This window comes from Blastococcus sp. SYSU D00868 (assembly GCF_054050575.1).
On record NZ_JBJGZO010000024.1, the window covers coordinates 1 to 26,780 of the forward strand.

At 76.9% G+C, this 26,780-nt stretch carries 24 protein-coding genes and 1 riboswitch; of the genes, 10 read left to right on the plus strand and 14 right to left on the minus strand.

Annotation, left to right across the window (positions count from 1 at the left end; genetic code table 11):
- Positions 1 to 121 precede the first annotated feature (121 nt).
- From ACI79F_RS17970 to ACI79F_RS17985, 4 genes are all read right to left on the minus strand, one after another.
- Positions 122 to 1,075 (minus strand): VWA domain-containing protein, encoded by a 954-nt coding sequence (locus ACI79F_RS17970; protein WP_456545758.1) that lies wholly within the window; start codon positions 1,073 to 1,075, stop codon positions 122 to 124.
- Positions 1,072 to 2,154: a DUF58 domain-containing protein gene (locus tag ACI79F_RS17975; RefSeq protein WP_456545759.1), complete on the minus strand. Its 1,083-nt coding sequence runs from the start codon at positions 2,152 to 2,154 to the stop codon at positions 1,072 to 1,074. The genes ACI79F_RS17970 and ACI79F_RS17975 overlap by 4 nt, the downstream gene beginning before the upstream one ends.
- Positions 2,151 to 3,440 (minus strand): AAA family ATPase, encoded by a 1,290-nt coding sequence (locus tag ACI79F_RS17980; RefSeq protein WP_456545760.1) that lies wholly within the window; start codon positions 3,438 to 3,440, stop codon positions 2,151 to 2,153. The genes ACI79F_RS17975 and ACI79F_RS17980 overlap by 4 nt, the downstream gene beginning before the upstream one ends.
- A gap of 267 nt (positions 3,441 to 3,707) precedes the next feature.
- Complete coding sequence (locus ACI79F_RS17985) at positions 3,708 to 5,072, minus strand: NlpC/P60 family protein (protein WP_456545761.1); 1,365 nt, start codon at positions 5,070 to 5,072, stop codon at positions 3,708 to 3,710.
- A gap of 117 nt (positions 5,073 to 5,189) precedes the next feature.
- On the opposite strand from ACI79F_RS17985, the gene ACI79F_RS17990 reads away from it, so the two are divergent.
- Entirely contained in the window at positions 5,190 to 5,699 is a 510-nt protein-coding gene (locus ACI79F_RS17990; protein ID WP_456545762.1) for a GNAT family N-acetyltransferase, read from the plus strand.
- A 41-nt stretch (positions 5,700 to 5,740) separates the two neighbouring features.
- Here ACI79F_RS17990 and ACI79F_RS17995 read toward each other — a convergent pair whose 3' ends face one another.
- Positions 5,741 to 7,276 carry an AMP-binding protein gene (locus ACI79F_RS17995; RefSeq protein ID WP_456545763.1) on the minus strand — a complete coding sequence of 512 codons (1,536 nt, stop codon included), beginning with the start codon at positions 7,274 to 7,276 and terminating at the stop codon, positions 5,741 to 5,743.
- 55 nt (positions 7,277 to 7,331) lie between these two features.
- Positions 7,332 to 8,456: a response regulator transcription factor gene (locus ACI79F_RS18000; protein ID WP_456545782.1), complete on the minus strand. Its 1,125-nt coding sequence runs from the start codon at positions 8,454 to 8,456 to the stop codon at positions 7,332 to 7,334.
- Between the two features lie 123 nt (positions 8,457 to 8,579).
- On the opposite strand from ACI79F_RS18000, the gene ACI79F_RS18005 reads away from it, so the two are divergent.
- Positions 8,580 to 8,984: a Rid family hydrolase gene (locus ACI79F_RS18005; RefSeq protein ID WP_456545764.1), complete on the plus strand. Its 405-nt coding sequence runs from the start codon at positions 8,580 to 8,582 to the stop codon at positions 8,982 to 8,984.
- Between the two features lie 46 nt (positions 8,985 to 9,030).
- Positions 9,031 to 10,407, plus strand: coding sequence for an FAD-binding oxidoreductase (locus tag ACI79F_RS18010; RefSeq protein WP_456545765.1), 1,377 nt, complete (start codon positions 9,031 to 9,033; stop codon positions 10,405 to 10,407).
- A 43-nt stretch (positions 10,408 to 10,450) separates the two neighbouring features.
- On the opposite strand, the gene ACI79F_RS18015 is transcribed toward ACI79F_RS18010, so the two are convergent.
- Genes ACI79F_RS18015 through ACI79F_RS18025 form a run of 3 tightly spaced genes read right to left on the minus strand, consistent with a single transcriptional unit; the run spans position 10,451 to position 12,717 of the window.
- Positions 10,451 to 10,873, minus strand: coding sequence for a DUF1772 domain-containing protein (locus tag ACI79F_RS18015; RefSeq protein ID WP_456545766.1), 423 nt, complete (start codon positions 10,871 to 10,873; stop codon positions 10,451 to 10,453).
- Between the two features lie 4 nt (positions 10,874 to 10,877).
- The gene (locus ACI79F_RS18020; protein ID WP_456545767.1) at positions 10,878 to 11,633 is read right to left on the minus strand and encodes an SIR2 family NAD-dependent protein deacylase; all 756 of its coding nucleotides are present in this window, start codon (positions 11,631 to 11,633) and stop codon (positions 10,878 to 10,880) included.
- Between the two features lie 4 nt (positions 11,634 to 11,637).
- Positions 11,638 to 12,717: a phosphatase PAP2 family protein gene (locus ACI79F_RS18025; RefSeq protein WP_456545768.1), complete on the minus strand. Its 1,080-nt coding sequence runs from the start codon at positions 12,715 to 12,717 to the stop codon at positions 11,638 to 11,640.
- Positions 12,718 to 12,913: 196 nt separating this feature from the next.
- On the opposite strand from ACI79F_RS18025, the gene ACI79F_RS18030 reads away from it, so the two are divergent.
- From ACI79F_RS18030 to ACI79F_RS18055, 6 genes are all read left to right on the plus strand, one after another.
- On the plus strand, positions 12,914 to 15,742 hold the full coding sequence (locus tag ACI79F_RS18030; protein ID WP_456545769.1) for an aconitate hydratase: 2,829 nt from the start codon (positions 12,914 to 12,916) through the stop codon (positions 15,740 to 15,742).
- Positions 15,743 to 15,749: 7 nt separating this feature from the next.
- A complete protein-coding gene (locus ACI79F_RS18035; RefSeq protein ID WP_456545770.1) occupies positions 15,750 to 16,514 on the plus strand; it encodes an SDR family oxidoreductase in 765 nt (254 codons plus the stop codon).
- Positions 16,508 to 17,296 carry a sirohydrochlorin chelatase gene (locus ACI79F_RS18040; RefSeq protein WP_456545771.1) on the plus strand — a complete coding sequence of 263 codons (789 nt, stop codon included), beginning with the start codon at positions 16,508 to 16,510 and terminating at the stop codon, positions 17,294 to 17,296. The genes ACI79F_RS18035 and ACI79F_RS18040 overlap by 7 nt, the downstream gene beginning before the upstream one ends.
- 9 nt (positions 17,297 to 17,305) lie before the next feature.
- Positions 17,306 to 17,806, plus strand: coding sequence for a hypothetical protein (locus tag ACI79F_RS18045; protein WP_456545772.1), 501 nt, complete (start codon positions 17,306 to 17,308; stop codon positions 17,804 to 17,806).
- Positions 17,807 to 17,838: 32 nt separating this feature from the next.
- Positions 17,839 to 18,588, plus strand: coding sequence for a DUF427 domain-containing protein (locus tag ACI79F_RS18050; RefSeq protein WP_456545773.1), 750 nt, complete (start codon positions 17,839 to 17,841; stop codon positions 18,586 to 18,588).
- Between the two features lie 23 nt (positions 18,589 to 18,611).
- A riboswitch (guanidine-III (ykkC-III) riboswitch) is annotated at positions 18,612 to 18,676 on the plus strand.
- A 15-nt stretch (positions 18,677 to 18,691) separates the two neighbouring features.
- Complete coding sequence (locus tag ACI79F_RS18055; protein ID WP_456545774.1) at positions 18,692 to 19,006, plus strand: DMT family transporter; 315 nt, start codon at positions 18,692 to 18,694, stop codon at positions 19,004 to 19,006.
- A 188-nt stretch (positions 19,007 to 19,194) separates the two neighbouring features.
- On the opposite strand, the gene hemQ is transcribed toward ACI79F_RS18055, so the two are convergent.
- The 3 genes from hemQ to ACI79F_RS18070 form a co-directional block, all read right to left on the minus strand.
- The gene (hemQ, locus tag ACI79F_RS18060) at positions 19,195 to 19,911 is read right to left on the minus strand and encodes a hydrogen peroxide-dependent heme synthase (RefSeq protein ID WP_456546471.1); all 717 of its coding nucleotides are present in this window, start codon (positions 19,909 to 19,911) and stop codon (positions 19,195 to 19,197) included.
- A 353-nt stretch (positions 19,912 to 20,264) separates the two neighbouring features.
- Positions 20,265 to 20,786, minus strand: a complete 522-nt coding sequence (locus tag ACI79F_RS18065) for a YceI family protein (RefSeq protein WP_456546472.1) — start codon at positions 20,784 to 20,786, stop codon at positions 20,265 to 20,267.
- The gene (locus tag ACI79F_RS18070) at positions 20,783 to 21,298 is read right to left on the minus strand and encodes a hypothetical protein (protein ID WP_456546473.1); all 516 of its coding nucleotides are present in this window, start codon (positions 21,296 to 21,298) and stop codon (positions 20,783 to 20,785) included. The genes ACI79F_RS18065 and ACI79F_RS18070 overlap by 4 nt, the downstream gene beginning before the upstream one ends.
- Before the next feature lie 160 nt (positions 21,299 to 21,458).
- Between ACI79F_RS18070 and ACI79F_RS18075 the strand changes: the two genes are divergently transcribed.
- Entirely contained in the window at positions 21,459 to 24,293 is a 2,835-nt protein-coding gene (locus ACI79F_RS18075; protein WP_456546474.1) for an ATP-binding protein, read from the plus strand.
- Here the strand turns inward: ACI79F_RS18075 and hemG are convergent.
- Both hemG and hemE read right to left on the minus strand, forming a co-directional pair.
- Positions 24,290 to 25,669, minus strand: a complete 1,380-nt coding sequence (gene hemG / locus ACI79F_RS18080) for a protoporphyrinogen oxidase (protein ID WP_456546475.1) — start codon at positions 25,667 to 25,669, stop codon at positions 24,290 to 24,292. The two genes, ACI79F_RS18075 and hemG, sit on opposite strands and share 4 nt — an antisense overlap.
- A complete protein-coding gene (gene hemE, locus ACI79F_RS18085; protein WP_456546476.1) occupies positions 25,666 to 26,709 on the minus strand; it encodes a uroporphyrinogen decarboxylase in 1,044 nt (347 codons plus the stop codon). Before hemE ends, hemG begins: the two co-directional genes overlap by 4 nt.
- Positions 26,710 to 26,780: the final 71 nt, after the last annotated feature.

Below are 26,780 nucleotides of genomic sequence, written 5' to 3' on the forward strand. Positions count from 1 at the left end.
CCCCCCGCGGCCCCCGCCCCCGGCGCCCCCCCCCCCCCCCCCACCCGCCCCCCCCCGGCCCCCGGCGCCGCGCCCCGGGGGGGGGGCCCCCCCCCCCCCCCCCCCGCGACTCCGTTCGCATCTACAGCAGGCGGCTGGTGAAGACCAGGCTCATGACGGCGCCGAGCAGCGCCAGCAGCACCCCGCCGCGGACGAACCAGTAGCTGACGTCCTGCGGCTCGGTCGTGTAGCCGATCTGGCTGCCGAGGTCGGCGTAGACCTCCTCGAGCTCCGAGGCGCTGGCCGCCTCGGAGTAGCTGCCGCCCGTCTGCTCGGCGATGTCCTCCAGCGCCGCGCGGTCGACCGGCACCGGCACGGCCTCGCCCTCGATCTCGACGGTGCCGTAGTCGGTGCCGAAGGCGATCGTCGACACCGGCACGTCGGCGTCCAGCGCCGAGTCGATCGCCTGGGTGGTGCTGCGCCCGACCGTGTTGGTGCCGTCGGAGAGCAGCACGACCCGCGCCGGCACGTCCTCCTCGGTCTCCCCCAGCGCCGTCTGGAAGTTGGCGATGGCCGTCAGCGAGGTGAAGATCGCCTCGCCGATCGCGGTGGCCTCCGACAGCTCGAGGTTGTCGATGGCGGCGCGCACCTGGCCGCGGTCGGTGGTCGGCGTGACCAGCGTGGTGGCGGTCCCGGAGAAGGCGACCAGCCCGAGGTTGATCTGCTCGGGCAGGACGTCGACGAACTCCTTCGCCGCCACCTGCATCGCCTCGAACCGGGTCGGCTCGATGTCGGTGGCCTCCATCGACATCGAGACGTCCACGGCCATGACCACCGTCGCCCGCTCCCGCGGCACCCGGACCTCGGTGCTCGGCTTCGCCAGCGAGACGATCAGCACCCCCAGCGCCAGGGCGACCAGCCCGAAGGCCGCGTGCCGCCGCCAGCCGGGGCGCTTGGGCACGAGCGTGCCGAGCAGCGCCACGTTGGTGAACCGGGCGGCGTACTTCTTGCGCCGCAGCTGGAGGACGACGTACAGCGCCACCAGCGCCGCCACCGCCACCAGGCCGAGCAGCCAGACCGGAGCCTGGAACGTCATCGGGAAGCCCCCCCACTACCGGCGCGCCGGCGGTCGGCGACGAACCTCACCACGTCCATGAGCCAGTCCCGGTCCGTGCGCAGCTGCAGGTGCCCGGCGCCGGCGCGGCGCAGCGCCCGCGCGATGGCCTGCCGCTGGGCGGCGGCCCCGGCGGCGAACCGGGCGCGGAACTCCGCGTCCCCGGTGGGCACCTCCAGCGTCTCCCCCGTCTCCGGGTCGACGACGGTCAGCAGCCCGACGTCGGGCAGCTCCAGCTCGCGCGGGTCGACGACCTCGATCGCGAGCAGCTCGTGCCGGGCCGACAGCAGCCGGAACGGCCGCTCCCAGTCGCTGTCGCCGAGGAAGTCCGAGACGACGACGACCAGCCCGCGGCGGCGCGGCGGCCGGCGCAGGCTCTCCAGCGCCGCCGCCAGGTCCCCGCGGCGTCCGCCCGCCGCCCGCGGCGTGGCCACGACGTTGCGCAGCAGCCGGTCGGCGGCCAGCCGACCGGCGGCGGCCGGGTAGCGGTCCACCCGCTCGCCGGTGGTGACGATCGCGCCCAGCCGGTTGCCGCCGCGCACCGTGAGGTGGCTGACCGCCGACAGGCCGGCGATGGCGAGGTCGCGCTTCTGGCAGTTGGCGGTGCCGAAGTCCAGGCTGGCCGACAGGTCGACCACCGCCCACGTCTCCAGCTCCCGGTCGGCGATCGTCTCGCGGACGTGCGGCACCTGGGTGCGCGCCGTGACCGGCCAGTCCATCCGCCGGACGTCGTCGCCCGGGTGGTAGGTCCGCGAGTCGCCGGCCTCGGTGCCCGAGCCCGGGACGAGCCCCAGGTGGTCGCCCTGCAGCAGCCCGTCGAGGCGGCGGCGGACGGTCAGCTCCAGTCGCTGGAGCAGCACGTCGGCCGGGCCCTCGGCGAAGTTGGGCGGGGCGCCGTCGCCGCGGCCGGGGTCGATGCCGGAACCGGGGGTGTCCGGCGGGCCCGGCGGGGTGGTGTCCTCCGCCGCCGGGGCACCGTCGGGCGTGTCGTCGCGGGACGCCTCGGCGGCGTCCTGCTCGGGCGGCTCCGCCGCGGCGGCCGCCCTGCGCCGCAGCCTCACGCCGACTGCGGCCCGCGCCCGTAGCCGTTGGCCGCCGGGCCCTGCGGCGCGCCGGGTGCGCCCGGCGCGCCGAGGCCGCCGGGCGCCTGCGCGGCGGGGCTCTGCGGGCCCTGGGCCGGCGGGCCGAACTGGGGTGCCTGACCGGGGACCGGGGGCGGGCCGAACTGCGGCCCGGGACCGCCCGGCCCGCCGAAGCCGGGCACCGCCGGCCCGCCGGGGACCGAGGGGCCGAAGCCGCCCGCCCGCTGCCGCGGGGTCACCTGGGGCAGCGGCACCGTCTGCAGGATCCGCTTGACCACGTGGTCGGCCGGGACGCCGTCGGCCAGCGCGTCGTAGGAGAGCACCAGGCGGTGGCGCAGCACGTCGACGGTGATGTCCAGGACGTCCTGCGGCAGGACGTAGTCGCGGCCGCGGACCAGCGCCAGCGCCCGGCTCGCGGCGATCAGCCCGAGCGAGGCGCGCGGGCTGGCGCCGTAGGAGACCCACGAGGCGACGTCGTCCATGCCGTGCTCGCGCGGCGCGCGGGTGGCGACCACCAGGCGGACGACGTAGTCGACGAGCGCGTGGTGCACGAACACCTGCGAGGCCGTGCGCTGCATGCGGCGCAGGTCCTCCGGGCCGAGCACGGTCTCGGGCACCGGCGGGGTGGAGCCCATCCGGTAGATGATCTCGCGCTCCTCCTCGGGGCTCGGGTAGTCCACGAGCACCTTCATCAGGAACCGGTCGCGCTGCGCCTCGGGCAGCGGGTAGACGCCCTCGGACTCGATCGGGTTCTGCGTGGCCAGCACGAGGAACGGGTCGGGCAGCGGGTGGGTGACCCCGCCGATGGACACCTGCCGCTCGGCCATGACCTCCAGCAGCGCCGACTGCACCTTGGCGGGCGCGCGGTTGATCTCGTCGGTGAGCACGAAGTTGGCGAACACCGGCCCCAGCTCGGTGTCGAAGGTGTCCTGCCCGGCCTTGTAGATGCGCGTGCCGATGATGTCGGCCGGCACCAGGTCGGGGGTGAACTGCAGGCGGGCGAACCTGCCGCCGACGACGGTGGCCAGCGTCTCCACCGCCAGGGTCTTCGCGACGCCCGGCACGCCCTCGAGCAGCACGTGCCCACGGGCCAGCAGCGAGACGAGCATCCGCTCGACCAGCCGGTCCTGGCCGACGATGACCCGCTTGATCTCGAACAGCGCCCGCTCCAGGCGGGCGGCGTCGGCCGCGGGCGGGACGGGCTGCCCCCCGGACGCGGTCGCGCCCTGGGGGATCTCGGACGAGGTGCTGGCGGCCTGAGTCACTGCGCTCCCTGCTCGTGCCTGTTCACGGCCTCGCAGAGGCCGGCGACGGGGCTGCGTGCCCGTTCCCGGCCCAGTGTCCTACACCGGAGCCCCGATCCGGTCGGGACAGCCGCGTCGAGACACGCGCGCCGCCCCCTGCCCGCACGGCGGGAGGGCTGCTAACCTCGCTGTGCGTCGGGCAGCTCCCCCCGTGGCTGCCCGACGCCCTACGTCACAGGGCCCCCGCGCGGCAGCGCCGGGGCCCTGTTCCGTTCTCGGGGGCGGTCCTCAGGCGGTGGGGCGGACGGCGCCGAAGTAGTCGTAGGACCAGATGGTCGAGACCTTGACGACGTCGCCGCTCTCGGGCGCCTGCACCACCTTGCCGCCGCCGATGTAGAGCGCGACGTGGTAGATCGAGGTGTACGAGGAGCCGGACCCCCAGAACACCAGGTCGCCGGGCTGCAGGTCGGCGCGGGCCACCGTCTGGTTGCGGAAGCGGTAGTACTGGTCGCGGCTGGTCCGCGGCAGCGAGACGCCGGCCCGGGCGTAGGCGAACTGCACCAGCGAGGAGCAGTCGAACCCGACGACGCCCGAGTCGCTGCCGATCCCCGGCCCGGGGCCCCGCGTGCTGCCCCCGCCGTAGGAGTAGGGCGTCCCGCGCTGGGCCATCGCCGCGTCGATCGCGATGTCGACGGCCGAGGCCGACGGGGCACCGGCGGTCGTGGGCACCGGGGCGGGGGTGCCGCCCCCGCCCGAACCGGACGGCGCCGGGGCCGGCGCGCTCCCCGGACCCGACGGGGCCGACGGGGTGGACGGCGTGGACGGGGTCGACCCGCCGCCGGCGGACTGCGACGGCCGGCTCGTGCCGGTCGAGGGCGCGCTGGGCGCGGGCCGGGCGGCCTGCTCGGCCGCGGCGTTCTCGGCGGCGAGCTGGCCGTACTCGGCCTCGGCGGCGGCGAGCTGCTGCTGCACCGCGGCGCGCTGGTCGGTGAGGGCCGCGGTCTGCTCCCGGGCGGCGGCCTCCTGGGCCTCCGCGGCGGCGAGCTGCTCGCCCGCCTGGGACTCCAGCTCCTCGGCCTGCGTGGCGGCGGCGGTCGTCTCCTGCTCGGCGGTGGTGGCCTGCTGCTCGAGCACGGTGAGCTGGCCGACGACGTCGACGCGGTGGGTGCCGGCGGCGTCCAGCAGGGCGGCGCGCTCGAGCAGCTCGGCCGGGCCGCCGGAGCTCATCAGCGCGGTGATCCCGGGGGACGTGCTGCCCTGCATGTAGCTGGTGCGGGCGAAGTCGGCGACGTCGTCCCGGCCCTGCTGCAGCTCGGCGCGGGCCTCGTCGAGGGCGGCCTGGGCGGCGGCCTGCGCGGCGCGCGCGGCCTCCAGCGCGGCCTGGGTCTCCAGGTACTCCTGCAGCGCGAACTGCGAGGCCTGGCTCGCCTGCGCGGCGGCGGCCTCGGCGGCGGCGAGCTCGGCGGACAGCTGGCCGACCTGCGCGGCGGCGGCGTCGCGCTCGGCCTGCGCCGCGGCGACGTCGGCGTCACTGGGGGCGGCCGCGGCCACGCCGGGGGCGAGCCCGACCGCGACCAGAGCGGCGATGCCTGCGCCGGCGCCGCGCGCCAGCCACCGGGTCGTCCGTCGCGTCGTCTGCGTTCCGCTGCTCACCTGTGCGCCAACGGCGCCGTCGGGGGCGGCCTTGACCCCTCCTCACCCCTGCGGGTGAGGATGTCGGCGCCCCGGCGCACGCGCCCCGCGCGCGCCGGCACGGAACCGGGGGAGGTCATGGACGCGCAGCCCACCGCCGTCGAGGCGCTGACGCTCGACCGCGCCGAGGCGCTGCTCGAGGGGGCCGACGCCTTCACCCGCAGGTTCGGCTACCGGGTGGCCGAGGGCTACCTGGCGTTCCCCGAGGCCCTGCCGGCCACCGTGCACGCGCTCCGGGACGGGATGGACCCCGACTGGTTCAGCCACCTGGTCGTCGACCCCACGACGAGGACGGTCGTCGGCCTCGGCGGCTTCACCGGTCCCCCGGCCGACGGGGCCGTCGAGATCGGCTACAGCATCGCCCCGGCCCACCGCGGACGGGGCCACGCCACCGAGGCCGCCCGCCGCTGGATCGACCTCGCCACCGCCCGCGGGGTGACGCTGGTGCGCGCCCACACCCTGGCCGAGGAGAACCCCTCGACGGCGGTCCTGCGGCGGCTGGGCTTCCGGCGCACCGCCGAGCTCACGGACCCCGAGGTCGGCGCCGTCTGGCGCTGGGAGCTGACGCCGGACGGGACGCACCCGTAGCGCCGGTGGTGTCGGCCCGCCCGGGAGGGCGGGCCGGCGACCTAGTTCACCTGGCGCTCGGAGCCGGCCCAGAAGCTCTCCCGCAGCTTGAACTTCTGGATCTTGCCGGTGGCGGTGCGGGCCAGCTCGTCGCGGAACTCCACCCGCTTGGGCACCTTGTAGCCGGCCAGCTTCCCCCGGCAGTGGGCGATGATCGCGGCCTCGTCGGCCTGCTCGCCCTCGGCCAGGACGACCAGCGCGGTCACCATCTCCCCCCACTTCTCGTCCGGGACGCCGATGACGGCGACCTCGGCCACGGCGGGGTGGCTGAAGACGACGTCCTCCACCTCGATCGAGGAGACGTTCTCCCCGCCGGTGATGATCACGTCCTTCTTCCGGTCGGAGATCGTGAGGTAGCCGCCGTCGTCGAGCGAGCCGCCGTCGCCGGTGTGGAACCAGCCGCCCTCGAGGGCCTCGGCCGAGGCGTCGGGGTTCTCCCAGTAGCCGGCGAGCACCACGTTCCCCTGGGCGAGGACCTCCCCGGAGTCGCTGACCGAGATCCGGTTGCCCAGCGCGGGCACGCCGGCGCGGGAGAGCCGCTTCGCCCGCTCCTCCGGCGCCAGGTCGTCGTACTCGGCGCGCGGCCGGTTGATGGTGAGCAGCGGCGCGGTCTCGGTGAGGCCGTAGATCTGGTTGAACTCCCAGCCTAGCTCGCCCTCGATCCGCGCGATGGTCCGCGACGGCGGCGGCGCGCCGGCCACGATCACCCGCACGCGGTCGCGGCCGGGGATCTCGCCGTCCCACTCCGCGGCGGCGTCGAGGACGGCGTTCCAGACCGCCGGCGCCCCGGCCATGACCGTGACCCCGTGCTGCTCGACCCGGCGGAGGATCTCCGCGCCGTCGACCTTGCGCAGCACGACCTGCCGGGCGCCGACGCCGGCCATCGAGTACGGCAGACCCCAGCCGTTGCAGTGGAACATGGGCAGCGTGTGCAGGTAGACGTCGCGGTCGCTGACCTGCATGTGCATGCCGAAGGTGACCGCGTTGACCCACTCGTTGCGGTGGGTCATCTGCACGCCCTTGGGCCGGGCCGTCGTCCCGCTGGTGTAGTTGATCGTGGCGGTGGCGTCCTCGTCCGGCTCCGCCCACGGCACCGGCTCGGCGTCGAACCGCAGCAGCTGCTCGTACTCCTCACCGGTGTTGAACCGGTGCTCGGCCGAGACCCCCTTCAGCGTCGTCTCCAGCTCGGGGTCGACCATCAGGACGCGCGCGCCGCAGTGGCCGACGATGTAGCGCACCTCCTCCTCCCCCAGCCGGAAGTTGACCGGCACCGCCACCCGGCCGGACGAGGGGACGGCGAGCAGCACCTCGAGCAGCCGGGCGGCGTTGTGGCTGACCACCGCGATCCGCTCGCCGGCGCCGACGCCGAGCGCGTCGAGACCCGCCTGCAGCGCGCGGCCGCGGCGGGCCACCTCCCGCCACGTCACCTCGCCCAGGGAGGGTGCGGGCTGGTTCGGCTCGTCCACGATGCCGACGCGGTCGCCGTAGACCAGCTCGGCGCGGTCGAGGAAGTCGCGGGTCGTCAGGGGCACGCGCATGTGCCGGACGGTAGCGCCCGGAGCGCCGCCCGGCAGGGCCTGACGACCCCGTCCCTCAGTCCCCGGCCGGGCCCGTGAACCACCCGGTGGACCCCACCTCGGCGCCGGCCGCGAGGCGCGGGGCGTACTGGTCGTAGAAGACGCGGGCGGTGAGCTCGCGGCGGCTGCGCACCCCCGCCTTGGCGAAGATCGACTTGAGGTGGTCCTGCACCGTGTAGGCCGACAGGTGCAGGGCCCGCCCGATCGCGGTGGTGTCCACGCCCTGCAGCACCAGCGCCACGACGTCCCGCTCCCGCGGGGTCAGGCCGAACGCGGCCACCACCAGCGGCACGATCTCCGGCGGCCGGGCCTCCTCGATGGTGACGACGACGTCGGTGGCCGCGCCGTCCCGGGCGACCAGCGGCGAGGCGTGCGCGACCACCCAGTGCCCGGACTTCGTGCGCAACCGCAGCCGCGGCACCGCCGGCCGCCCGTCGCTGGTCGCCCGCCGGGCCGCGCGCACCAGGGTGAGCAGCGGCATCGGCAGCGGCGACCGGCCGACCGGCCCGCCGCCGAGGTCGGCGACCCGCGCCTGCGCGCCGAGGCTGGCCGACACGACCTCGCCGCGGGCGTCGACGACGACCACGGCCGGCCCGTCGACCTCGGGTGCGCGGCCGGCCGCGGAGACCAGCAGCCCGGCGCGCAGGCCGGTGGCCAGCGACGGGGCCACGCTGCTGAGGAACTCCTGGTCGCCGGCGGTGAACGAGCCGGGGCCGTCGCGCAGCAGCGCGAGGAAGCCCCAGGTGCAGTCGTCGGTGCGCAGGGCGACGCGCACCTCCTCGGTCAGGTTCCAGACCGGGCGGAGGAACTCCTGCAGCCGCGGCGAGCGGACCAGCGGGCCCTCCTCGTCGGCCGACACCGCGGCGACGCCGCCGGGCAGCGCGCCCAGCCGCAGGAACGCCGACGGGTCGTCCACCTCGTACTCGAACACGGCCCACTGGTCGTCGGTCTCGTCGGTGAGGCCGCCGTACTTCACGGTGCCGGTCACCAGGCCGGTCGCGGGGTCCGCGTTGCCCAGGCAGCCGGCCGCGAACGGCACCGCCCGGCGCAGCACCTCGAAGGCGGCCGTGGCGAACGTGCCGGCGTCCAGGCCGCTCGCGGCCAGGCCGTCGACCTGCGCCCGCACCCGCTCGGCCAGCATCGTCGTCACGGCCGGTCAGTGTGGCCCCGCCCGGGGCCCGCCGGTACCCCCAGGAACCTGGGGGGCGGACTCACCAGGCCGCTGGGATGGGCGCGGCGCCCGCCGCGCAGCAGGTTCGTCGCCATGACAGCGACCCCCGCTCTGGTCGAGCGGATCAACCCGACCACCTGGAACGCCGCCTTCGGCTTCGACCAGGGCCAGCTGCGGCCAGCCCCGGCCCGGCTGCTGACCGTCGCCGGCCAGGGCCCGGTCGACGAGTCCGGCGCCCTGCTGCACGAGGGCGACGCCGCCGCGCAGCTGGCGCTGGCCCTGGCCAACGTCGAGGCCGTCCTCGCCGCCGGCGGCATGACCTGGGCCGACGTGCTCCGGCTGACCGTCTACGCCGTCGACCTCGACGCCGTCCTCGCGGCCTGGGAGGTGCTCGGCGAGCGGCTCGCCGGCGCCACCCCGCCCATGACCCTGCTCGGCGTCTCCCGGCTGGCCCTCCCCGGCATGGCCGTCGAGCTCGAGGTCACCGCCGGGCGCTGAGCCCGCCCCCCTCTCCTCCCCCTTCCTCCCCCTCTGGAGCCCTCCCATGACCGCGATCGACCCCACCTACCTGCCCGTCGCCGAGCTCGAGCTCGCCGTCGCCGGCCCCGTGCTGCTGGCCGGCGACCCGGGCCTGGCCGACGAGGTCGCGCCGTTCACCACCACGCACATCCCCACCCCGGCCGTCGTCGTCGGCGCCACCTGCGCCGCCGACGTCGCCGCCGCGGTCCGCTTCGCCGCCGCGCGCGGCCTGTCGGTGGCCGTGCAGGCGACCGGCCACGGGCTGACCTCGGCGCTGAGCGGCGCCGTCCTGGTCACCACCTCGCGGATGGGCGAGGTGACCGTCGACCCGGTCGCCCGGACCGCCCGCGTCGGCGCCGGCGTCCGCTGGCGGCAGGTGATCGACGCGGCCGCCCCGCACGGCCTGGCGCCGCTGTCGGGCTCCTCCTCGCACGTCGGCGCGGTCGGCTACACCCTCGGCGGCGGCCTCGGCCCGCTGGCCCGCCGGTACGGCTTCGCCGCCGACCACGTCCGGTCCGCCGAGATCGTCACCGGCGACGGCGAGGTGCGCACCGTGGACGGCGACAGCGACCCGGAGCTGTTCTGGGCGCTGCGCGGCGGCAAGGGCAGCTTCGGGATCGTCACCGCGCTGGAGATCGACCTGGTGCCGGTCGCCCGGCTCTACGGCGGCGGCGTGTTCTTCCCGGGCGCCGCGGCCCGCGACCTGCTGCACGCCTACCGCGCCTGGGCGCCGACGCTGCCCGAGGAGACGACGACGTCGATCGCCGTCCTGCGGATGCCGCCGGACCCGCGGCTGCCCGAGCCGCTGCGCGGGCAGACCGTGGTGCACCTGCGGGTGGCCCACCTGGGCGGCGCCGAGGAGGGCGCCGCGCTGCTCGCCCCGATGCGCGCCGTGGCGCCGGCGCTGGTGGACGGCGTCGGCGAGATGCCGTTCGCCGCCGTCGACGCGATCCACATGGACCCCACCGAGCCGATGCCGACCCACGACCGCGGCACGCTGCTGCGCGAGCTCACCGCCGACACCGTGGAGGCGCTGCTCGCCGCCGCCGGCCCGGAGGTGGAGGTGCCGCTGGTGATGGTGGAGCTGCGGCAGCTCGGCGGCGCGGTGGCCCGGCCCCCGGCCCGGCCGAACGCGGTCGCCGGGCGCGACGCCGCCTTCTCCTGCTGGGTGCTCGGGCCGATGTTCCCGCCGGTCGCCGGCATCGTGCCGGGGGTCGTCGACGCCGTCGCCGGCGCGCTGGCCCCGTGGTCGACGGGCCGGTCGCTGCTCAACTTCGCCGGCTCGGTGACCGCGGCCCAGGTGGGCGGGCTGTGGGACGACGCCGACCGTCAGCGGCTGCTGGCCGTGAAGCGGAGGGTCGACCCGGCCGGCCTGTTCACCCACGGGCACGTGGTCGGCTGACCGCCCGCCGTCGCGGCCCGGTCCCCGCGGGGGCCGGGCCGCGTCACGCCAGGAGCAGCCAGAGCGCGGCCGCGACGCCGGCGGTCGCGGCGAGCGCCCGCAGGGTGTCCACCCGCACCAGCCGCCGGTGCACCGCGGGGTCCCAGCCGCGGTCGAGCCGCCGGTGCTGCGGCACCGCGCCCAGCGCGGTCAGCTCCAGGACGGCGGCGAGGCAGACGGCCGAGACCAGCACGGGCAGCAGCGGCGTCCCGGCCGGCCGGTCGACCAGCAGCCACAGCGTGGTGACCGCCTGGCCGAGGAACAGCGGGCCCACCACCCGGGTCACCCGCTGCTGGTGCCGGTGCTCGTAGGCGGGGAATGCCTCCGGCGGCACCAGCGCCATCTGCGGGTAGACCAGGGCCCGCACCGTCCACTGGAACCCCGCGTAGGCGGCGGCCAGCGCGAGGTGCACGGCCAGCAGCAGCACCGGGTCAGGCCGCCAGCAGGCGGGGCAGCGCGGCGCTGATCGACTCCCGCGCGACGAGGTCGGCGAGGCCGTCGTACGGCGTCGGCTCCGCGTTCACGATGACCACCCGGGCGCCGGTCGCGGCCGCGACGTCGGTCAGCCCGGCCGCCGGGTGCACCCCGAGCGAGGTGCCGACGGCGAGGAAGACGTCGCAGTCGGCGGCCGCGGCGACCGCGGCGTCCAGCACGGCGGCGTCCAGGGCCTGGCCGAAGCTGACCGTCGCCGTCTTGAGGATCCCGCCGCACACCAGGCACGCCGGGTCGGGCTCCCCGGCGTCGACGCGGGCCAGCGCCTCCGCCGTCGTCGTCCGGTCCCCGCAGGACAGGCACTCGACGGCGTGCACGGTGCCGTGCAGCTCCAGGACCAGGCCGGGCGTGGAGCCGGCCGCCTGGTGCAGCCCGTCGACGTTCTGGGTCACCAGGGCCCGCAGCCGGCCCTGCCGCTCGAGGTCGACCAGCGCCCGGTGCCCGGCGTTGGGGTGGACGTCGCCGGCCTGCAGGTCACGGCGCATCAGCCACGCCCGCCGCCGGATGTCGGGGTCGGCGACGTAGTAGGACAGCGTCACGAGCTTCTCGGCGTCCGGGTCCTTCGTCCACACGCCGTCGGGCCCCCGGTAGTCGGGGATGCCGCTGTCGGTGGAGATGCCGGCGCCGGTGAGCACGGTGAGCCGTCGCGCGCCGGACAGCCAGTCGGGGACCTCGGGTGGGAGGGGGCCGGTCACCCCGTCACGGTAGGGCGGCCGCGGCGGTCCCCGCCGGGGACGGCGCCGGCCGGCCCCACCCCACGCGGCGCAGCCCGGCCCGGCCGGCGCGCTCCAGGGACGGCAGGACCAGCAGCACGCCGGCCGCGTAGCCGGCGCCGAGCACGGTGTCGACGACGTAGTGCTCGCCGCCCCACACCAGCACCAGCGGCATCAGCACCGCGTAGGCCACCAGGCCCGCGCGCTGCCACCAGCGGCGGGCGACCGGGAGCAGGAAGGCGCACACCAGGACGGCGAAGGCCGTGTGCAGCGACGGCACGGCGGCCACCAGGTTGACCTGGCTCTGGCCGGAGTCGAGCAGCAGCCCCGCGCGGGGCAGGCCGAGCACCTCCCAGCCGGCGCTGCTCAGCCGCGCCACCGGCTCGATGACGTCCTCCCGCGCCGCCAGCCACGGCGGGGCCGCGGGGTAGAGCACGTACGTCACGAGGCCGGCGGCCGACAGCGCCACGACCCGCCGCGCGTAGCGGGCCCAGCGCCGCCGGTCGCGCACCCACAGCACCGCGAGCAGCAGCGGGGTGACGACGAAGTGGCTGCTGTAGACCAGCGTCGCCAGGGCCGACCACCAGTCGGCCTGCACGTGCTCCTGCAGCCACACGGTCGGCAGGACGCCGCCGGTGAGCCAGCGGTCGGCGTCGGCGAGCTCGGCCACGTGCACCGGCATGCCGAGGGAGTCGGCCAGGCCGCGGCTGGCGTCGTAGGCGAGCAGCAGCGCGACCAGCGGGAGCCAGTCCCCCAGCAGCCGGCCCAGCCGCCGCAGGCCCCCGGTGGCCGCGTGCACGGCCAGGCCGGCGAGCACCCAGCCCAGCAGCACGACCCGGTCGGTCGGCAGCCCGTGGACGGCGCAGGTCCCGGCGAACGCCGAGCCCAGCGCGGCCCACAGCACGGCGGGGAGCAGTCGGCCATGCGACCCGGGAGCGGGTCCCGTCAGCGGCCCGGCCGGCAGTCCGGCCGGTGACACCGTCGCGGCCGCCGCGAGCGGCCCGACCCCGGATCCCGCCGGCGCCCCGGGGGCGGGCAGCGGTGCCGGGAGGTCGAGCGCGGTCATGGCGCCGGACCGTAACGCCCGTCCCCGCCCGGTGGAGCCAGGACGCACCGCGCTCACCCGCACGGATGTCCCCCACGTCACAGGTGGGGGAAGGGTCGCCTCACCTGCGCGCCGCGGGGAGCGGCTGGGATGATCGGGGGTGGCAACGAGCGCGGCGGGACCCGTCGCGACGGACCAGCGAGGGGTAGGCACAGCAGTGGCGAGCAAGGACAGCTTCGGGGCACGGGCGACGCTGAGCGTCGAGGGCACCGACTACGACATCTACCGGCTCGACGCGGTGGAGGGCTCCGAGAAGCTGCCCTTCAGCCTGAAGGTCCTGCTCGAGAACCTGCTGCGCACCGAGGACGGCGCGGACATCACCGCCGACCACATCCGCACGCTGGCGAACTGGGACCCGTCGGCCGAGCCGAGCGAGGAGATCCAGTTCACCCCGGCCCGCGTGGTGATGCAGGACTTCACCGGCGTCCCGTGCATCGTCGACCTGGCCACCATGCGCGAGGCCATGGCCGAGATCGGCGGCGACCCGAGCAGGATCAACCCGCTCGCGCCGGCCGAGCTGGTCATCGACCACTCGGTGATCGCCGACGTGTTCGGCACCCCGGACTCGTTCGAGCGCAACGTCGAGATCGAGTACCAGCGCAACGGCGAGCGCTACCAGTTCCTGCGCTGGGGCCAGACGGCGTTCGACGACTTCAAGGTCGTCCCCCCGGGCATGGGCATCGTCCACCAGGTCAACATCGAGCACCTGGCCCGCGTGGTCTTCCCGCGGCAGGAGGGCGACCGGACCGTCGCCTACCCCGACACCTGCGTCGGCACCGACAGCCACACCACGATGGTCAACGGCCTGGGCGTGCTGGGCTGGGGCGTCGGCGGCATCGAGGCCGAGGCCGCGATGCTCGGCCAGCCGGTGTCCATGCTCATCCCGCGCGTGGTCGGCTTCAAGCTGACCGGCGAGCTGCCCGAGGGCTCGACCGCCACCGACCTGGTGCTGACCATCACCGAGATGCTGCGGCAGCACGGCGTCGTCGGGAAGTTCGTCGAGTTCTACGGCGAGGGCGTCTCCGCGGTGCCGCTGGCCAACCGCGCCACGATCGGCAACATGAGCCCGGAGTTCGGCTCGACCGCCGCGATGTTCCCCATCGACGAGGAGACCATCACCTACCTGCGGCTGACCGGCCGCAGCGACGCGCAGGTCGCGCTGGTCGAGGCCTACGCCAAGGAGCAGGGCCTCTGGCACGACCCGTCGCGCGAGCCGGCGTTCTCCGAGTACCTCGAGCTGGACCTCTCCACCGTCGTCCCCTCGATCGCCGGCCCGAAGCGGCCGCAGGACCGGGTCGCCCTCTCCGACGCCAAGGCCTCCTTCCGCGAGGCGCTGCCGACCTACGCCCCGATCGACGAGATCCAGGAGGACGACGACGACGCGCCCCGCGACGCCGGCTCCAGCGTCGACGAGTCGGTCGAGGAGACCTTCCCCGCCTCCGACCCGGCCAGCCCGTTCGCCTCCGGCAACGGGGAGAGCGGCAAGCCGCACGCCGCCGTCCACGGGACCCCGGCCGCCGACCGGAACTCCAAGCCGACCCGCGTGGTCCTGGAGGACGGCAGGGAGACCTTCGTCGACCACGGCCACGTCGTGATCGCCGCGATCACCTCCTGCACCAACACCTCGAACCCGCAGGTGATGATCGGTGCGGCGCTGCTGGCCAAGAAGGCCGTCGAGGCCGGGCTGGAGACCAAGCCCTGGGTCAAGACCACGCTGGCGCCGGGCTCCAAGGTCGTCACCGACTACTACGAGAAGTCGGGCCTCACCCCGTACCTGGAGAAGCTCGGCTTCTTCCTGGTCGGCTACGGCTGCACCACCTGCATCGGCAACTCCGGCCCGCTGCCGGAGCCGGTGTCGGCGGCGGTCAACGAGGCCGACCTCGCCGTCGTCTCCGTGCTCTCGGGCAACCGCAACTTCGAGGGCCGGATCAACCCCGACGTCAAGATGAACTACCTGGCCAGCCCGCCGCTCGTGATCGCCTACGCGCTCGCCGGGACGATGGACCTCGACCTGACCACCGAGCCGCTGGGCAAGGGCTCCGACGGCCAGGACGTGTACCTGCGCGACATCTGGCCCTCCCCGCAGGAGGTCCAGCGGACGATCGACCAGGCGGTCTCCGCCGAGCAGTTCGGCCGCAGCTACTCCGACGTCTTCGCCGGCACCGAGCAGTGGCAGAACCTGCCCACGCCGACCGGGGACACCTTCTCCTGGGACACGGAGAGCACCTACGTCCGCAAGCCCCCGTACTTCGAGGGCATGCCGGCCGAGCCGGCCCCCGTGCAGGACATCACCGGCGCCCGCACGCTGGCCGTGCTCGGCGACTCGGTGACCACCGACCACATCTCGCCGGCCGGCTCGATCAAGGCCGACAGCCCGGCCGGGAAGTACCTGTCCGAGCACGGCGTCGAGCGGCGCGACTTCAACTCCTACGGCTCCCGCCGCGGGAACCACGAGGTCATGATCCGCGGCACCTTCGCCAACATCCGGCTGCGCAACCAGCTGGTGCCCGGCACCGAGGGCGGGGTCACCAAGAACCACCTCACCGGCGAGACGACGACGATCTACGACGCGTCGGTCGCCTACGCCGACGCCGGCGTCCCGCTGGTCGTCCTGGCCGGCAAGGAGTACGGCTCGGGCTCGTCCCGCGACTGGGCGGCCAAGGGCACCGCGCTGCTGGGCGTCAAGGCGGTCATCGCCGAGAGCTACGAGCGGATCCACCGCTCCAACCTCATCGGCATGGGCGTGCTGCCGCTGCAGTTCCCCGAGGGCCAGGACCGCGAGTCGCTCGGCCTGAGCGGCGACGAGGAGTTCTCGATCACCGGGATCACCGCGCTGAACGACGGGGAGACCCCGCGCACGGTCAAGGTCAGGGCCGGGGACGTCGAGTTCGACGCCCGGGTCCGGATCGACACCCCCGGCGAGGCGAACTACTACCGCAACGGCGGGATCATGCAGTACGTCCTGCGCTCGCTGCGGCAGGGCTGACGCACCGATGGACCTGGGCCTGGGCGGCCGCGGCTACCTGCTCACCGGCGCGAGCCGGGGGCTGGGGTTCGCGGCCGCCCGGGCCCTCGTCGACGACGGCGCGCGGGTGCTGGTCAGCGCCCGCACACCCCACGCCGTCGCCCGCGCGGCCGAGGAGCTGGGCGGGGCGCCGGACGCGTTCGGGACGGCGGCCGACCTCGCCGACGCCGCGGCCGCCCAGCGGCTGGTCGACGAGGGCCGCGAGCGCCTCGGGCGGCTCGACGGCGCGCTGATCAGCGTCGGCGGGCCGACGCCCGGCACGGTCCTCGACAGCAGCGAGGACGACTGGCGGGTCGCGATCGACTCGGTGCTGCTCGGCACGCTGCGGCTGGTCCGGGCCCTGGTCCCCGCGCTCGGGGACGGTGCCGCGATCGGGCTGGTGCTGTCCACCTCGGTGCGGGAGCCGATCGCGCACCTGGCCATCTCCAACGGCCTGCGGCCCGGCCTGGCGATGACCGCCAAGTCGCTGGCCACCGAGCTCGGGCCGCGCGGCATCCGGGTGTTCGGCCTGCTGCCGGGCCGCATCGCCACCGACCGGATCGTCGAGATCGACAACCGCAGCGGCGACCCGGAGGCCGCCCGCCGCGCCTCGGAGGCGTCGATCCCGCTGCGCCGCTACGGGGACCCCGCGGAGTTCGGCCGGGTCGCCGCCTTCTGCCTCTCCCCCGCCGCCTCCTACCTCACCGGCGTCATGCTGCCGGTCGACGGCGGCATGCTGTCCGGCCTGTGGTGAAGGACCCCCTCGCCCCCCACCCCTCGCAGGCTCGCGGCGGGCCCCTGCGAGCGGGCCATCCCGTCCTGGTCGCCTGCGCGCACGGCACCCGCAACCCGGCCGGGCGGCGGCTGGTCGCCGAGCTCGCCCTGGCCGCCCGGGCGCTGCGCCCCGGCCTGGACACCACCGCCGCGTTCGTCGACGTCCAGCCGCCGACGGTGGCCGACGTCGTCGCCGGGCTGGCCGCCGAGGGCCGGGAGGCCGTCGTCGTCCCGCTGCTGCTGTCCGGCGGCTACCACGTGCACGTCGACGTCGCCGCCGCCGTGGAGGGCCGGGCCGGGGTCGTCGCGGCCCGCCCGCTGGGGCCGGACCCGCGGCTGGTCGAGGTCCTCACCGACCGGCTGCTCGCCGCCGGCGCCGACCCGCGGGACCCGCTGACCGCGGTCGTGCTGGCGGCCGCCGGGTCCAGCGACCCGCGCGCCGTCGCCGACGTGGAGGACACCGCCGACCTGCTGCAGCGGTCCTGGGCCGGCCCGGTGACCACCGGCTTCGGCTCGGCGGCCGTCCCGCCCGTGGCCGACGCCGTCGCCGCCGCCCGGCGGGCCGGCGCCGAGCGGGTCGTCGTCGCGGCCTACCTGCTGGCGCCGGGGCACTTCGCCGACAAGCTCTCCGCCGCCGGCGCGGACGCGGTCACCGCCCCGCTGCTGCCCGACCCCCGGGTCACCGCCGTCCTGCTCGACCGGTACGACGCCGCGCGGTCCCGGCCGGGCGCCGATCCGGCGGGGGCCCGCCCGGCTGGTTAGCGTGTCCGGGTGCGTCCGATCCGCGTCCTCGCGCCCGCCGTCCTCTCCGCCGCCCTGCTGCTGACCGGCTGCAGCGACGAGGTCGACGGCAGCGCCAGCCCGGCCACCACGGGCTCCCCCTCGAGCTCGTCGTCGAGCTCGTCCTCGTCGAGCCCGTCGGCCGGGGGCGGCGAGTTCGACGAGTTCTGCACCGACGGGGAGCAGGTCTTCGGCGAGGTGGACGAGGCGTTCGACGACGCCGAGGGGATGGGCGTCGAGGCGCTGGTCGCGGCGCTGCAGCAGGCCGTGGACGCCTTCGACGCGCTCGAGCCGCCGGCGGAGATCGCCGACGACTGGGAGGAGTCGCGCACGGGCTTCGCCGACCTGCGGGACGCCGTGGCCGCGATCGACCCGGCCGCCCCGGACGCCGAGCAGCAGGCGCTGGAGCTCATCGCGGACGCCCAGTCGTTCGTCGGCCCGGCCTTCGAGCGTGTCGGCACCTGGATCGACGAGAACTGCCCGAACAGCTGACGGGCGGGCCGCGCGGGAGCAGGATCGCGGCCGTGACCGACTACCCGCAGACCCTGGTCCCCGCCGGGCACGTCGCGCCCGTGCCGCGGCGGGTGCGCGCGGTGCTGGACGGCCGGGTCGTGCTCGACACCACCGCCGCCCGGTACGGCTGGGAGTGGCCGCCCTACCCGCAGTTCCACGTTCCGCGCGAGGACGTCGACGCCGCCGTCCTGGTGGACGAGGGCGCCGACGAGGACCGGCCGCTGGGGCGGGCCCGGCGGTACGGGCTGCGGTCGGGCGGCACGGTGCGGCCGGCCGCGGGCTGGTGCTACACCGACGGGCCGCTCGCCGGGCACCTGCGGTTCGAGTGGTCCGCCCTGGACGCGTGGTTCGAGGAGGACGAGCAGGTCTTCGTCCACCCCCGCAGCCCCTACGCCCGGGTGGACGCCCTCCGGTCGCAGCGGCGGGTGCGGGTGGAGCTGGACGGCGTGGTGCTGGCCGAGTCCTCGTCCCCGGTGCTGCTGTTCGAGACCGGCCTGCCCACCCGGTACTACCTGCCCCGCACCGACGTCCGCTTCGCGCACCTGACGCCGAGCGCCACCGTCACCTCCTGCCCGTACAAGGGCCGGACCACCGGCTACTGGTCGGTGCCCGGCGGTCCCGCCGACGTCGCCTGGAGCTACGACTTCCCGCTCGCCGCGGTGCAGCCCATCGCGGGGCTGGTCGCGTTCCTCGACGAGGCGGTCGACGTCGTGCTCGACGGCGTCCGGCGGGAGCGGCCGGTGACCCACTTCTCCCGCTGACCGGCACCCCGCGTGGGAGCATGGGGGTGGGTCCACCAGGCCCCCGGACGAGCGGCGCCGTACCCGGACAGCGACAAGACGGCGACCTCGTGGGGAGGCCGTCGTGTCCTGGCTCGTGCTCGTCCTGTCCGGTGTCCTGGAGTCCGTCTGGGCCACCGCCCTCGGCCGCTCGGAGGGGTTCTCCCGGCTGGGCCCGTCGCTGGTGTTCGTCGTCGCCCTCGTGCTCAGCATGGCCGGCCTCGCCTACGCGCTGCGGGAGCTGCCCACCGGCACCGCGTACGCCGTGTGGGTGGGCATCGGTGCCGCACTCACCGTGCTGATCGGCATGGTCACCGGCACCGAGCCGGTCAGCGCGCTGCGGCTGCTGCTGGTGGCCGGGATCGTCGGCTGCGTGATCGGCCTCAAGGCGCTGCACTGACCCCCGGGCGAGGGGGTGGCGGGGGCCCCGCGCCCGCGCGGGGGCCCGGCCCCCCCGCCCCCCCAGCGTCGGGGCCCCCCGCACCCCCCCCCGCACCCCCCCCCCCCCCCCCCCCCCCCCCCCCCCCCCCCCCCCCCCCCCCCCCCCCCCGCCCCCCCCCCCCCCCCCCCCCCCCCCCCCCCCTCCGCTCACGCCAGGTCGGTGACGAGCTCGGCGACGGGCTTGCGGACGCCGGTGTAGAACGGCACCTCCTCGCGCACGTGCCGCCGGGCGCGGCTGGCGCGCAGGTCGCGCATCAGGTCGACGATGCGGTGCAGCTCGTCGCACTCGAAGGCGAGCATCCACTCGTAGTCGCCGAGGGCGAACGAGGCGACCGTGTTGGCCCGCACGTCCGGGTAGGGGCGGGCCTGCATGCCGTGCTCCTTGAGCATGTCCCGCCGCTCCTCGTCGGGCAGCAGGTACCACTCGTAGGACCGCACGAACGGGTAGACGCACACGAACCGGCGCGGCTCCTCGTCGGCGAGGAACGCCGGGATGTGGCTGCGGTTGAACTCGGCCGGCCGGTGCAGCGCGAACTGCGACCACACCGGCTCCATCTGCCGGCCCAGCGCGGTGCGGCGCAGCCGGGTGTAGGCCTCCTGCAGCGCCTCCGCGCTGGCCGCGTGCCACCAGACCATGAGGTCGGCGTCGGCCCGGAAGCCGGCGACGTCGTAGGTGCCGCGGACGACGACGTCCTTGCCGGCGAGCTCGTCGAACAGGCCCTGCACCTCGTCGGCCAGCGCGGCGCGCTGCTCGTCGACGAGCGGGCGGGTCAGCCGGAACACCGACCACATCGTGTAGCGGATCTGGGCGTTGAGCTCGTTGGCCCGCTTGCCGATGCTCTTCTGCTCCGTCTGCTCGCTCATGCCGCCATTGTCTCCCGCGCCAGGGGGCGGGCGTCCGGGCCCCGGAGACGACTCGTCCCCCCGGGCGGGATGCCCGGGGGGACGAGGACGCCCGTCGGCCGGCGCGTCAGGCGGCCGGTGCGGGCGACTGCCCGGCGGGGGCCACCGCGTCGCGGAGGGCGTCGCGGTGGGCGTCGCGGCAGTCGTCGCAGGCGGCCATCCAGACCCGGTGCCGGAGGCACCGGGTCGGCCGACGGGTCCCGAGGATCTGGACGGACTGGTCGTGCGGAGTTCTCACCCCGGATCCAACGGCGGCGGGCCGGCCGGCATGCCCGGTGCCGCGGTGGCCCCGGCCACGTCTTCACCCCCGGGCCTCACCCGCGCAGCGGCGTCAGCCAGGCGTCGACGTCGATGGTGACCTCCCGGCCGATGAGCAGCCGCGGGGCGCGGATGCCGACCGACCGGCGGTCCATCGTGGCGGTGCCGCGCAGCCGCAGCCGTCCGGCGCGCACCTCGGGCACCGCCCGGACGGCCAGCGGCGCGGAGGTGCCGCGCAGGCGGAGCACGCCGTCGGCGGTCCACGCCCCGTCCTCGTCCCGGGTGAAGCGGTCGGCCGACCAGGTCATCGCCGGGTACCCCGAGGCGTCGAGCAGGTGCGGCTTGCGGAGGTCGGCGTCGCGCCGGGCGATGCCGGTGGACACGGTGCGCAGGTCGAACTCGGCGCGGGCGTGCCGCGGCCCCCCGGCGGCATCGACCTCGACCGCGCCGGAGGTCAGGGCGACGGTGCCGGTGACCGGGCCGGTGAGGCCGCGCACGGTGAAGGCGGCGCGGGTGCGGCAGTCGGAGGCGACCCAGGTGCCGGCCGCGAGCGCCGGGGGCCGCAGGCCGGCGGTCACGACCGGACCGCCGTCGGCAGGTCGGCCGACAGGACGCGGACGACGTCGACGCGGTCGGGGCCGGTGAGCAGCGTCGGGTCCTCGTCGGGGAGCAGCGGCGTGCTGGTGATCGCGCGCCGCACCTGCTCGTGGGTCTCCCGGTCGATGGCCAGCGCGACGACGACGATCCGGTCGTCGGCGCTGCGCAGCGCCAGCACCTCGACGATGCCCTCGAGGTGCTGGACGGCCGGCCAGATGCGCTCCCGCCCGTCGCGCTCGGCGGCGTCGGCCCGCGTCCGGTCGCCGTCCCCGTTGACCCAGACGACCTGGGCGAACAGCGGGCGGCGGCCGGCGGCGCGGCCGCGGAAGACGTCGGTGACCCGGTGCACCCGGGCCCCGGTCCCCGCGGCGGCCGCCTCGTCCGGCCACAGCGCGACGGTCGTCGTCCCGGAGCGGTCGGGGGCGGCGAGGGCGACGGTCCCGGCCGCCGCCGCGACGGTCGGTCCGCTGGTGGTGTGGATGGTGGCGTACACGGGGAGCCCCTCTCCTGCGGGGGACCGGCGGCCCCGGTCCCGTCGACGGGAACGATCCGGCGGCGGCCGGGCCGGGACATCCGTGGCAGCACGGATCCCCGGTACGGAGGAACGGCGCGGACCGGTACCCAGGGGCGCGCTGCGCGCGGATACTCCCGCCGTGGGCACCGGGACGGCGGTCACCGACGGCGGCCGCTTCGTCGGCCGGGACGCCGAGCTGGCCGGGCTGACCGCACGGATCGCGGCGGCCGCCGCGGGCAGCGGCGGCCTCGTCCTGCTGTCCGGGCCGGCCGGCATCGGCAAGACCCGGACCGTCGAGGAGGCCGTCGCCGGCTCGCCCGCGCCGGTGGTGTGGGGCCGCTGCGTCGACGACCCGGGGGCGCCGCCGCTGTGGCCGTGGCGGCGGGTGCTGCGGGCGCTGCCGGCCGCCGCCGCGGCGGTGGCCGGCGCCCTGGCCGAGGTCGACCGGGCCGGCGGGGGCGCCGACCCCGACGCCGCGCGGTTCCGGCTGGCCGCCACCGCGACCGACGCGCTGCTCGACTGCGCCGCGGACGCCGGGCTGGTCGTCGTCCTGGAGGACCTGCACTGGGCCGACGAGAGCTCGCTGCGGCTGCTGCGGCACCTCGCCGGCGAGCTGGCCCGGTCGCGGCTGCTGGTGCTGGCCACCCACCGGGACCCCGACGGCGCCCGGTCCGGCCGGCCGCTGGACGGCGCGCTCCCCGGCCTGCTGCGCGAGCCGGGCACCGGGTCGGTGACCCTGCCGCCGCTCACCGAGGACGACGTCCGGGCCTACCTCCCCGCCGGCACCGCGACCGACGACGTCGTGCGGGCGGTGCACCGGCGCAGCGGCGGCGTCCCCCTCTACCTGCGCGCGGTCGCCCGGGCGCCGGCCGACGGCGGCCGGCCGGACGGGCGGTCGGAGCTGCGCGCGCTGGTCCGCGCGACGCTGACCGCGCTGCCGCCGGCGGCCCTCGACCTGCTCGACGCCGCGGCCGTGCTCGGCGAGGAGGTCGACGCCGGCCGGCTGGCCGCGGTCACCGGGCGGCCACCCGCCGAGGTGGCGGCCGGCCTGGACGCCGCCGTCCGCGCCGGGGTGCTCACCGCGGTCCCGGACTCCCCCGGCCGCCGGCGGTTCGCCCACGCCGTCGTCCGCGACGCCGTCCACGCCGACCTGGCCCCCAGCGTCCGGGAGGAGCTGCACCGCCGGGCCGGGGAGGCGCTGGAGCTCCTGGCCGACACCGACGACGCCGTCGCCGGGCTGGTGGTCGGGCACTGGCTGCGGACCCCCGCCGACGCGGCGACGTTGCGCCGCGCCGCGGCGTGGGCCCGGCGGGCCGCCGCCACGGCCACCCGGCTGCTCGCCTTCGACGAGGCCGCCCGGTTCCTCGGCACGGCGCTGGACTGCGTGCGGCGGGCGGGTGCGGACGACGCCGAGCGCGCGGGGCTGCTCGTCGACCTGGCCACCGCCGAGTTCCGCGCCGGGCGCTTCGACGCCGCGCTCGAGCACGCCCTGGCCGGCTCCGACGCCGCGGCCGCCGCCGGCGACCCGGCGCTGCTGGCCGCGGCCGCGCTCGCCGTCCACGACGTCGGCGCACCGGAGTTCCCGCCCTCGCTGGTGCGCATGTGCGAGCGGGCGCTGGCCGCCGTGGACGGCGGGCGCTCCCCGGCGCTGCGCTCCCGGCTGCTCTCCCAGCTGGCGTCGGTGCAGGCCGATGCGGGCCGGATGGGCGCCGCGGCCCGCAACGCCGCGGAGGCGCTGGACCTGGCCCGGGGCTGCGGCGACTCCGAGGCGGTCCTCGACGCGGTCCGCGCCCGGATGAAGGCCAGCCCGACCGCCCTCGGGGTGGCCGAGCGGATGGACCTGGGCCGGCTGGCGATCGAGCACGCCGCCGGCACCGGGCAGCCGCTGGTCGAGCTGTGGGGCGCGAAGTGGCGGATCGACGCCGGCCTGGAGACCGGGGACATGGACGTCGTCCGCGACGAGCTGGACCGGGTCTCCGCGCTGGCCGCCGGCACCCGGCTGCCGCTGGTCCGCTGGCACGACCGCCGGCTGCGCGCCTCGCTGGCGGCCCTGCTCGGCCGGTTCGACGAGGCGCTGGCGCTCAACGAGGAGGCCCGCACCATCGGGTCCAGCGAGCTGGCCGGCGACCTGTCCACCGTCGGGCTGTCCGACGCGTTCGGCCTGCAGCACGTGCTGGTCACCGGCCACGGCAGCGCGTGGGACGACGAGGTGCTCGCGACCCTCGACCGGGCCAGCGACGTCCCGGTGGTGCTGGTCAGCCGCGCCCTGGTGGACCTGCTGCGGGGCCGGCGGCAGGAGGCCGCGGCGCGGTACGAGCTGCTGCGGCAGCGGCTCCCCGACCCCGACTTCGTCGCCTCCGGCGGGGTGCCGCTGAACCTCGTGCCGCTGGTCGAGGCCTTCGGGGACGTCGCCGCCGCCGAGCTGCTGCACGAGCAGCTGGCCCGCGAGCCGTACGCCGCGGGCGGCGCCGGCGTCTACTGCCAGGGCTCCTACGCCTCGCTGGTGGCCCGGCTCGCGGTGGTGCGCGGCCGGCTCGACGAGGCGGTCGACTGGTTCGAGCAGGCCCTGGCGGTCGACACCGGGACCGGCGCGCGGCCGGCGACCGTGCTCGACCGGGTGGGCCTGGCCGGCGCGCTGCTCGACCGCGGGGAGCGCGCCGACCTGGCCCGCGCCGGGCAGCTGGCCCGCTCGGCCGCGGCCGAGGCGCGGCGGCTGGGCATGCCCGGGCCCGAGCGGCAGGCCGCCGCGCTGACCGAGCGGGCGGGCCGGGCCGCCCGCGCGGCGGACCCGCTGACCGCCCGGGAGCGGGAGATCGCCACGCTCGTCGCCCGGGGCTGGACCAACCGGCGGATCGCCGAGGAGCTGGTGCTGTCCGAGCGCACCGTGGAGAGCCACGTGCGCAACGTGCTGGCCAAGCTCGGCGCGGCCAACCGCACCGAGCTGGCCACGCTGGTCGCCCGCGGCCCGGACTAGGCGAGCAGCGCCTCGACCGCGGCCGTCGCGTCCCGGATGCACGCGGGGACGCCGACGCCGTCGAACGCCGCCCCGGCCACCGCGAGCCCCGGCACCCCCGCCACCGCCGCGCGGACGGCGGCGACCCGCTCGCGGTGCCCCACCAGGTACTGCGGCAGCCCGCCGCCCCAGCGGACGACCCGGGTGGCCACCGGCTCGGGCCGGGCCAGCTGCAGCAGGTCGGCGACGTCGGCGACCACGGCGGCGGCCAGGTCGGCGTCGTCGCGCTGCAGCTCCTCCTCGGCGCGGAACCGGCCGACCGAGGAGCGCACCAGCAGGTGCTCGCCGGTCAGGTGCGGCCACTTCGCCGAGGACACGGTGACGCCCTTGACCAGCCGGCCGGTCACCGGCGGGACGAGCAGGCCGGAGCCGGGCGGGACGTCCTGCGCCGGGAACGCCATCGCGACGACCGCCATCGAGGCGTACGGGATCCCGGCCAGCGGCTCGACCGCGCCGGGGGCGACCGCGCCGAGCAGCCGCGCCGCCTTCGGCGCCGGTGCGGTGACGAGGACGGCGTCGGCGGCCAGCGTCTCCGGCGCCGCGGCCGGCCCGACCGCGAGCTCGAAGCCCCCGGCGGCCCGCGTCAGCCCGTGCGCCGGGGTGCGCAGCCGGACCTCGGCCCCGGAGGCCGCGACGAGGGCCGCGGGCAGCGAGCCGATGCCGTCGGCGACCGTCACGAACACCGGGGCGTCGGCGTCGAACCGGCTGCGCGCCCCGGCGTCTCGCGCGGCCGCGGCGGCGCCCAGCACCGACCCGGCCTCCGGCAGGTGCGCGGCCAGCTGCGGCATGGCCGCGGCCAGGGAGAGCTCGTCGGCCCGCCCGGCGTAGACGCCGCCGAGCAGCGGCTCGACCAGGCGGTCGACCACCTCGTCGCCCAGTCGCTCCCGCAGCAGCGCGCCGACGGCGACGTCCCCGTCCAGGCGCAGCGGCGGCAGCCCGGCCTCGGCGGCCACCCGGGCGACGCCGTCCGGGGTGAGCACCCCGGCGAGGCCGTCGGCCGAGGCGGGGACGCCGAGCACCGTGCCCGCCGGCAGCGGGAAGCGGCCCTCCGGCAGGACCACGGCGGCCTGCGTGGTGGCCGGGCGCACCAGCCGGTCGGCCAGCCCGAGCCGCTCGACCAGGTCGACCGCCTCCGGCACCCGCGCGAGCATCGCCTCCGGGCCGGTGTCGTACCAGTGCCCGGCGAGCTCGACCCGGTCCAGCTTGCCGCCGACCCGGCCGCCGGCCTCCAGGACGACGACCTCGTCGTCCGGCCGCCGGCGGCGCCACTCGAAGGCCGCGGCCAGGCCGGTGATCCCGGCCCCGACGACGACGAGGCGGCGCGGGGCGGAGCTCACCGCGCGGTCAGGTCGTGGACCAGCTCCACCACCCGGGTGAGCACGTCCGGGTCGGTCTCGGGCAGCACGCCGTGGCCGAGGTTGAACACGTGCCCGCGGGCGGCGCGGCCCTGCTCGACCACCCGGCGCACCTCACGCTCGACGGTGCCCCGGTCGGCCAGCAGCACCGCCGGGTCGAGGTTGCCCTGCACCGACCGGGCCGGGCCGATCCGGCGGACGGCCTCGTCCAGCGGCACCCGCCAGTCGACGCCCACGACGTCGGCGCCGGCGTCCCCGATGAGCGCGAGCAGCTCGCCGGTGCCGACGCCGAAGTGGATGCGCGGCACGTCCCGGTCGCCCAGGCCGTCGAACACCGCCCGCGAGTGCGGCAGCACCCGCTCGGCGTAGTCGGCCGCCGACAGCACGCCCGCCCAGGAGTCGAACAGCTGGATCGCCGAGGCGCCGGCGTCGACCTGGGTGCGGAGGAAGGTCGCGGCCGAGACGGCGAGCTTGTCCAGCAGCCGGCCCCAGGCCTCGGGCTCGGCGTACATGAAGGCCTTGGTGCGGGCGTGCTCCTTGGAGGGGCCGCCCTCGATCAGGTAGGTGGCGAGGGTGAACGGCGCCCCGGCGAAGCCGATCAGCGGGGTGGCGCCCAGCTCGGCGACCAGCCGGCGGACGGCGGTGGCGAGGAACTCCAGCCGCTGCGGTTCCAGGTCGGGCAGTGCGTCGACGTCGGCCACCGACCGCACCGGGCTCGCCACGACCGGCCCGACGCCCGGCTTGATCTCGATGTCGACGCCGGCCACCACCAGCGGCAGCACGATGTCGGAGAACAGGATCGCCGCGTCCACGCCGTGCCGGCGGACCGGCTGCAGGGTGATCTCGGTGACCAGGTCGGGGTCCTGGCAGGCCTCGAGCATCTTGGTGCCGGCGCGCAGCGCGCGGTACTCGGGCAGCGAGCGGCCGGCCTGCCGCATGAACCACACCGGGGTCCGGCGGACCGGGAGACCGCGCGCCGCGCGGACCAGATCGGAGTCAGCAGGGTCCGCAGCAGGGGTCACGACCGGCGATCCTCCCAGATCGGATGCGGCGCGTCGGCGACGCCGGGCCGGGTGCGGACCTACCCTGCGGA

What these genes read in the sequence shown, in the direction of transcription:
- ACI79F_RS17970 (WP_456545758.1), bottom strand. Translation starts at nt 1,075, where the DNA reads ATGACGTTCCAGGCTCCGGTCTGGCTGCTCGGCCTGGTGGCGGTGGCG.
- ACI79F_RS17990 (WP_456545762.1), top strand. Translation starts at nt 5,190, where the DNA reads ATGGACGCGCAGCCCACCGCCGTCGAGGCGCTGACGCTCGACCGCGCC.
- ACI79F_RS17995 (WP_456545763.1), bottom strand. Translation starts at nt 7,276, where the DNA reads ATGCGCGTGCCCCTGACGACCCGCGACTTCCTCGACCGCGCCGAGCTG.
- ACI79F_RS18000 (WP_456545782.1), bottom strand. Translation starts at nt 8,456, where the DNA reads ATGCTGGCCGAGCGGGTGCGGGCGCAGGTCGACGGCCTGGCCGCGAGC.
- ACI79F_RS18005 (WP_456545764.1), top strand. Translation starts at nt 8,580, where the DNA reads ATGACAGCGACCCCCGCTCTGGTCGAGCGGATCAACCCGACCACCTGG.
- ACI79F_RS18010 (WP_456545765.1), top strand. Translation starts at nt 9,031, where the DNA reads ATGACCGCGATCGACCCCACCTACCTGCCCGTCGCCGAGCTCGAGCTC.
- ACI79F_RS18025 (WP_456545768.1), bottom strand. Translation starts at nt 12,717, where the DNA reads ATGACCGCGCTCGACCTCCCGGCACCGCTGCCCGCCCCCGGGGCGCCG.
- ACI79F_RS18035 (WP_456545770.1), top strand. Translation starts at nt 15,750, where the DNA reads ATGGACCTGGGCCTGGGCGGCCGCGGCTACCTGCTCACCGGCGCGAGC.
- hemQ (WP_456546471.1), bottom strand. Translation starts at nt 19,911, where the DNA reads ATGAGCGAGCAGACGGAGCAGAAGAGCATCGGCAAGCGGGCCAACGAG.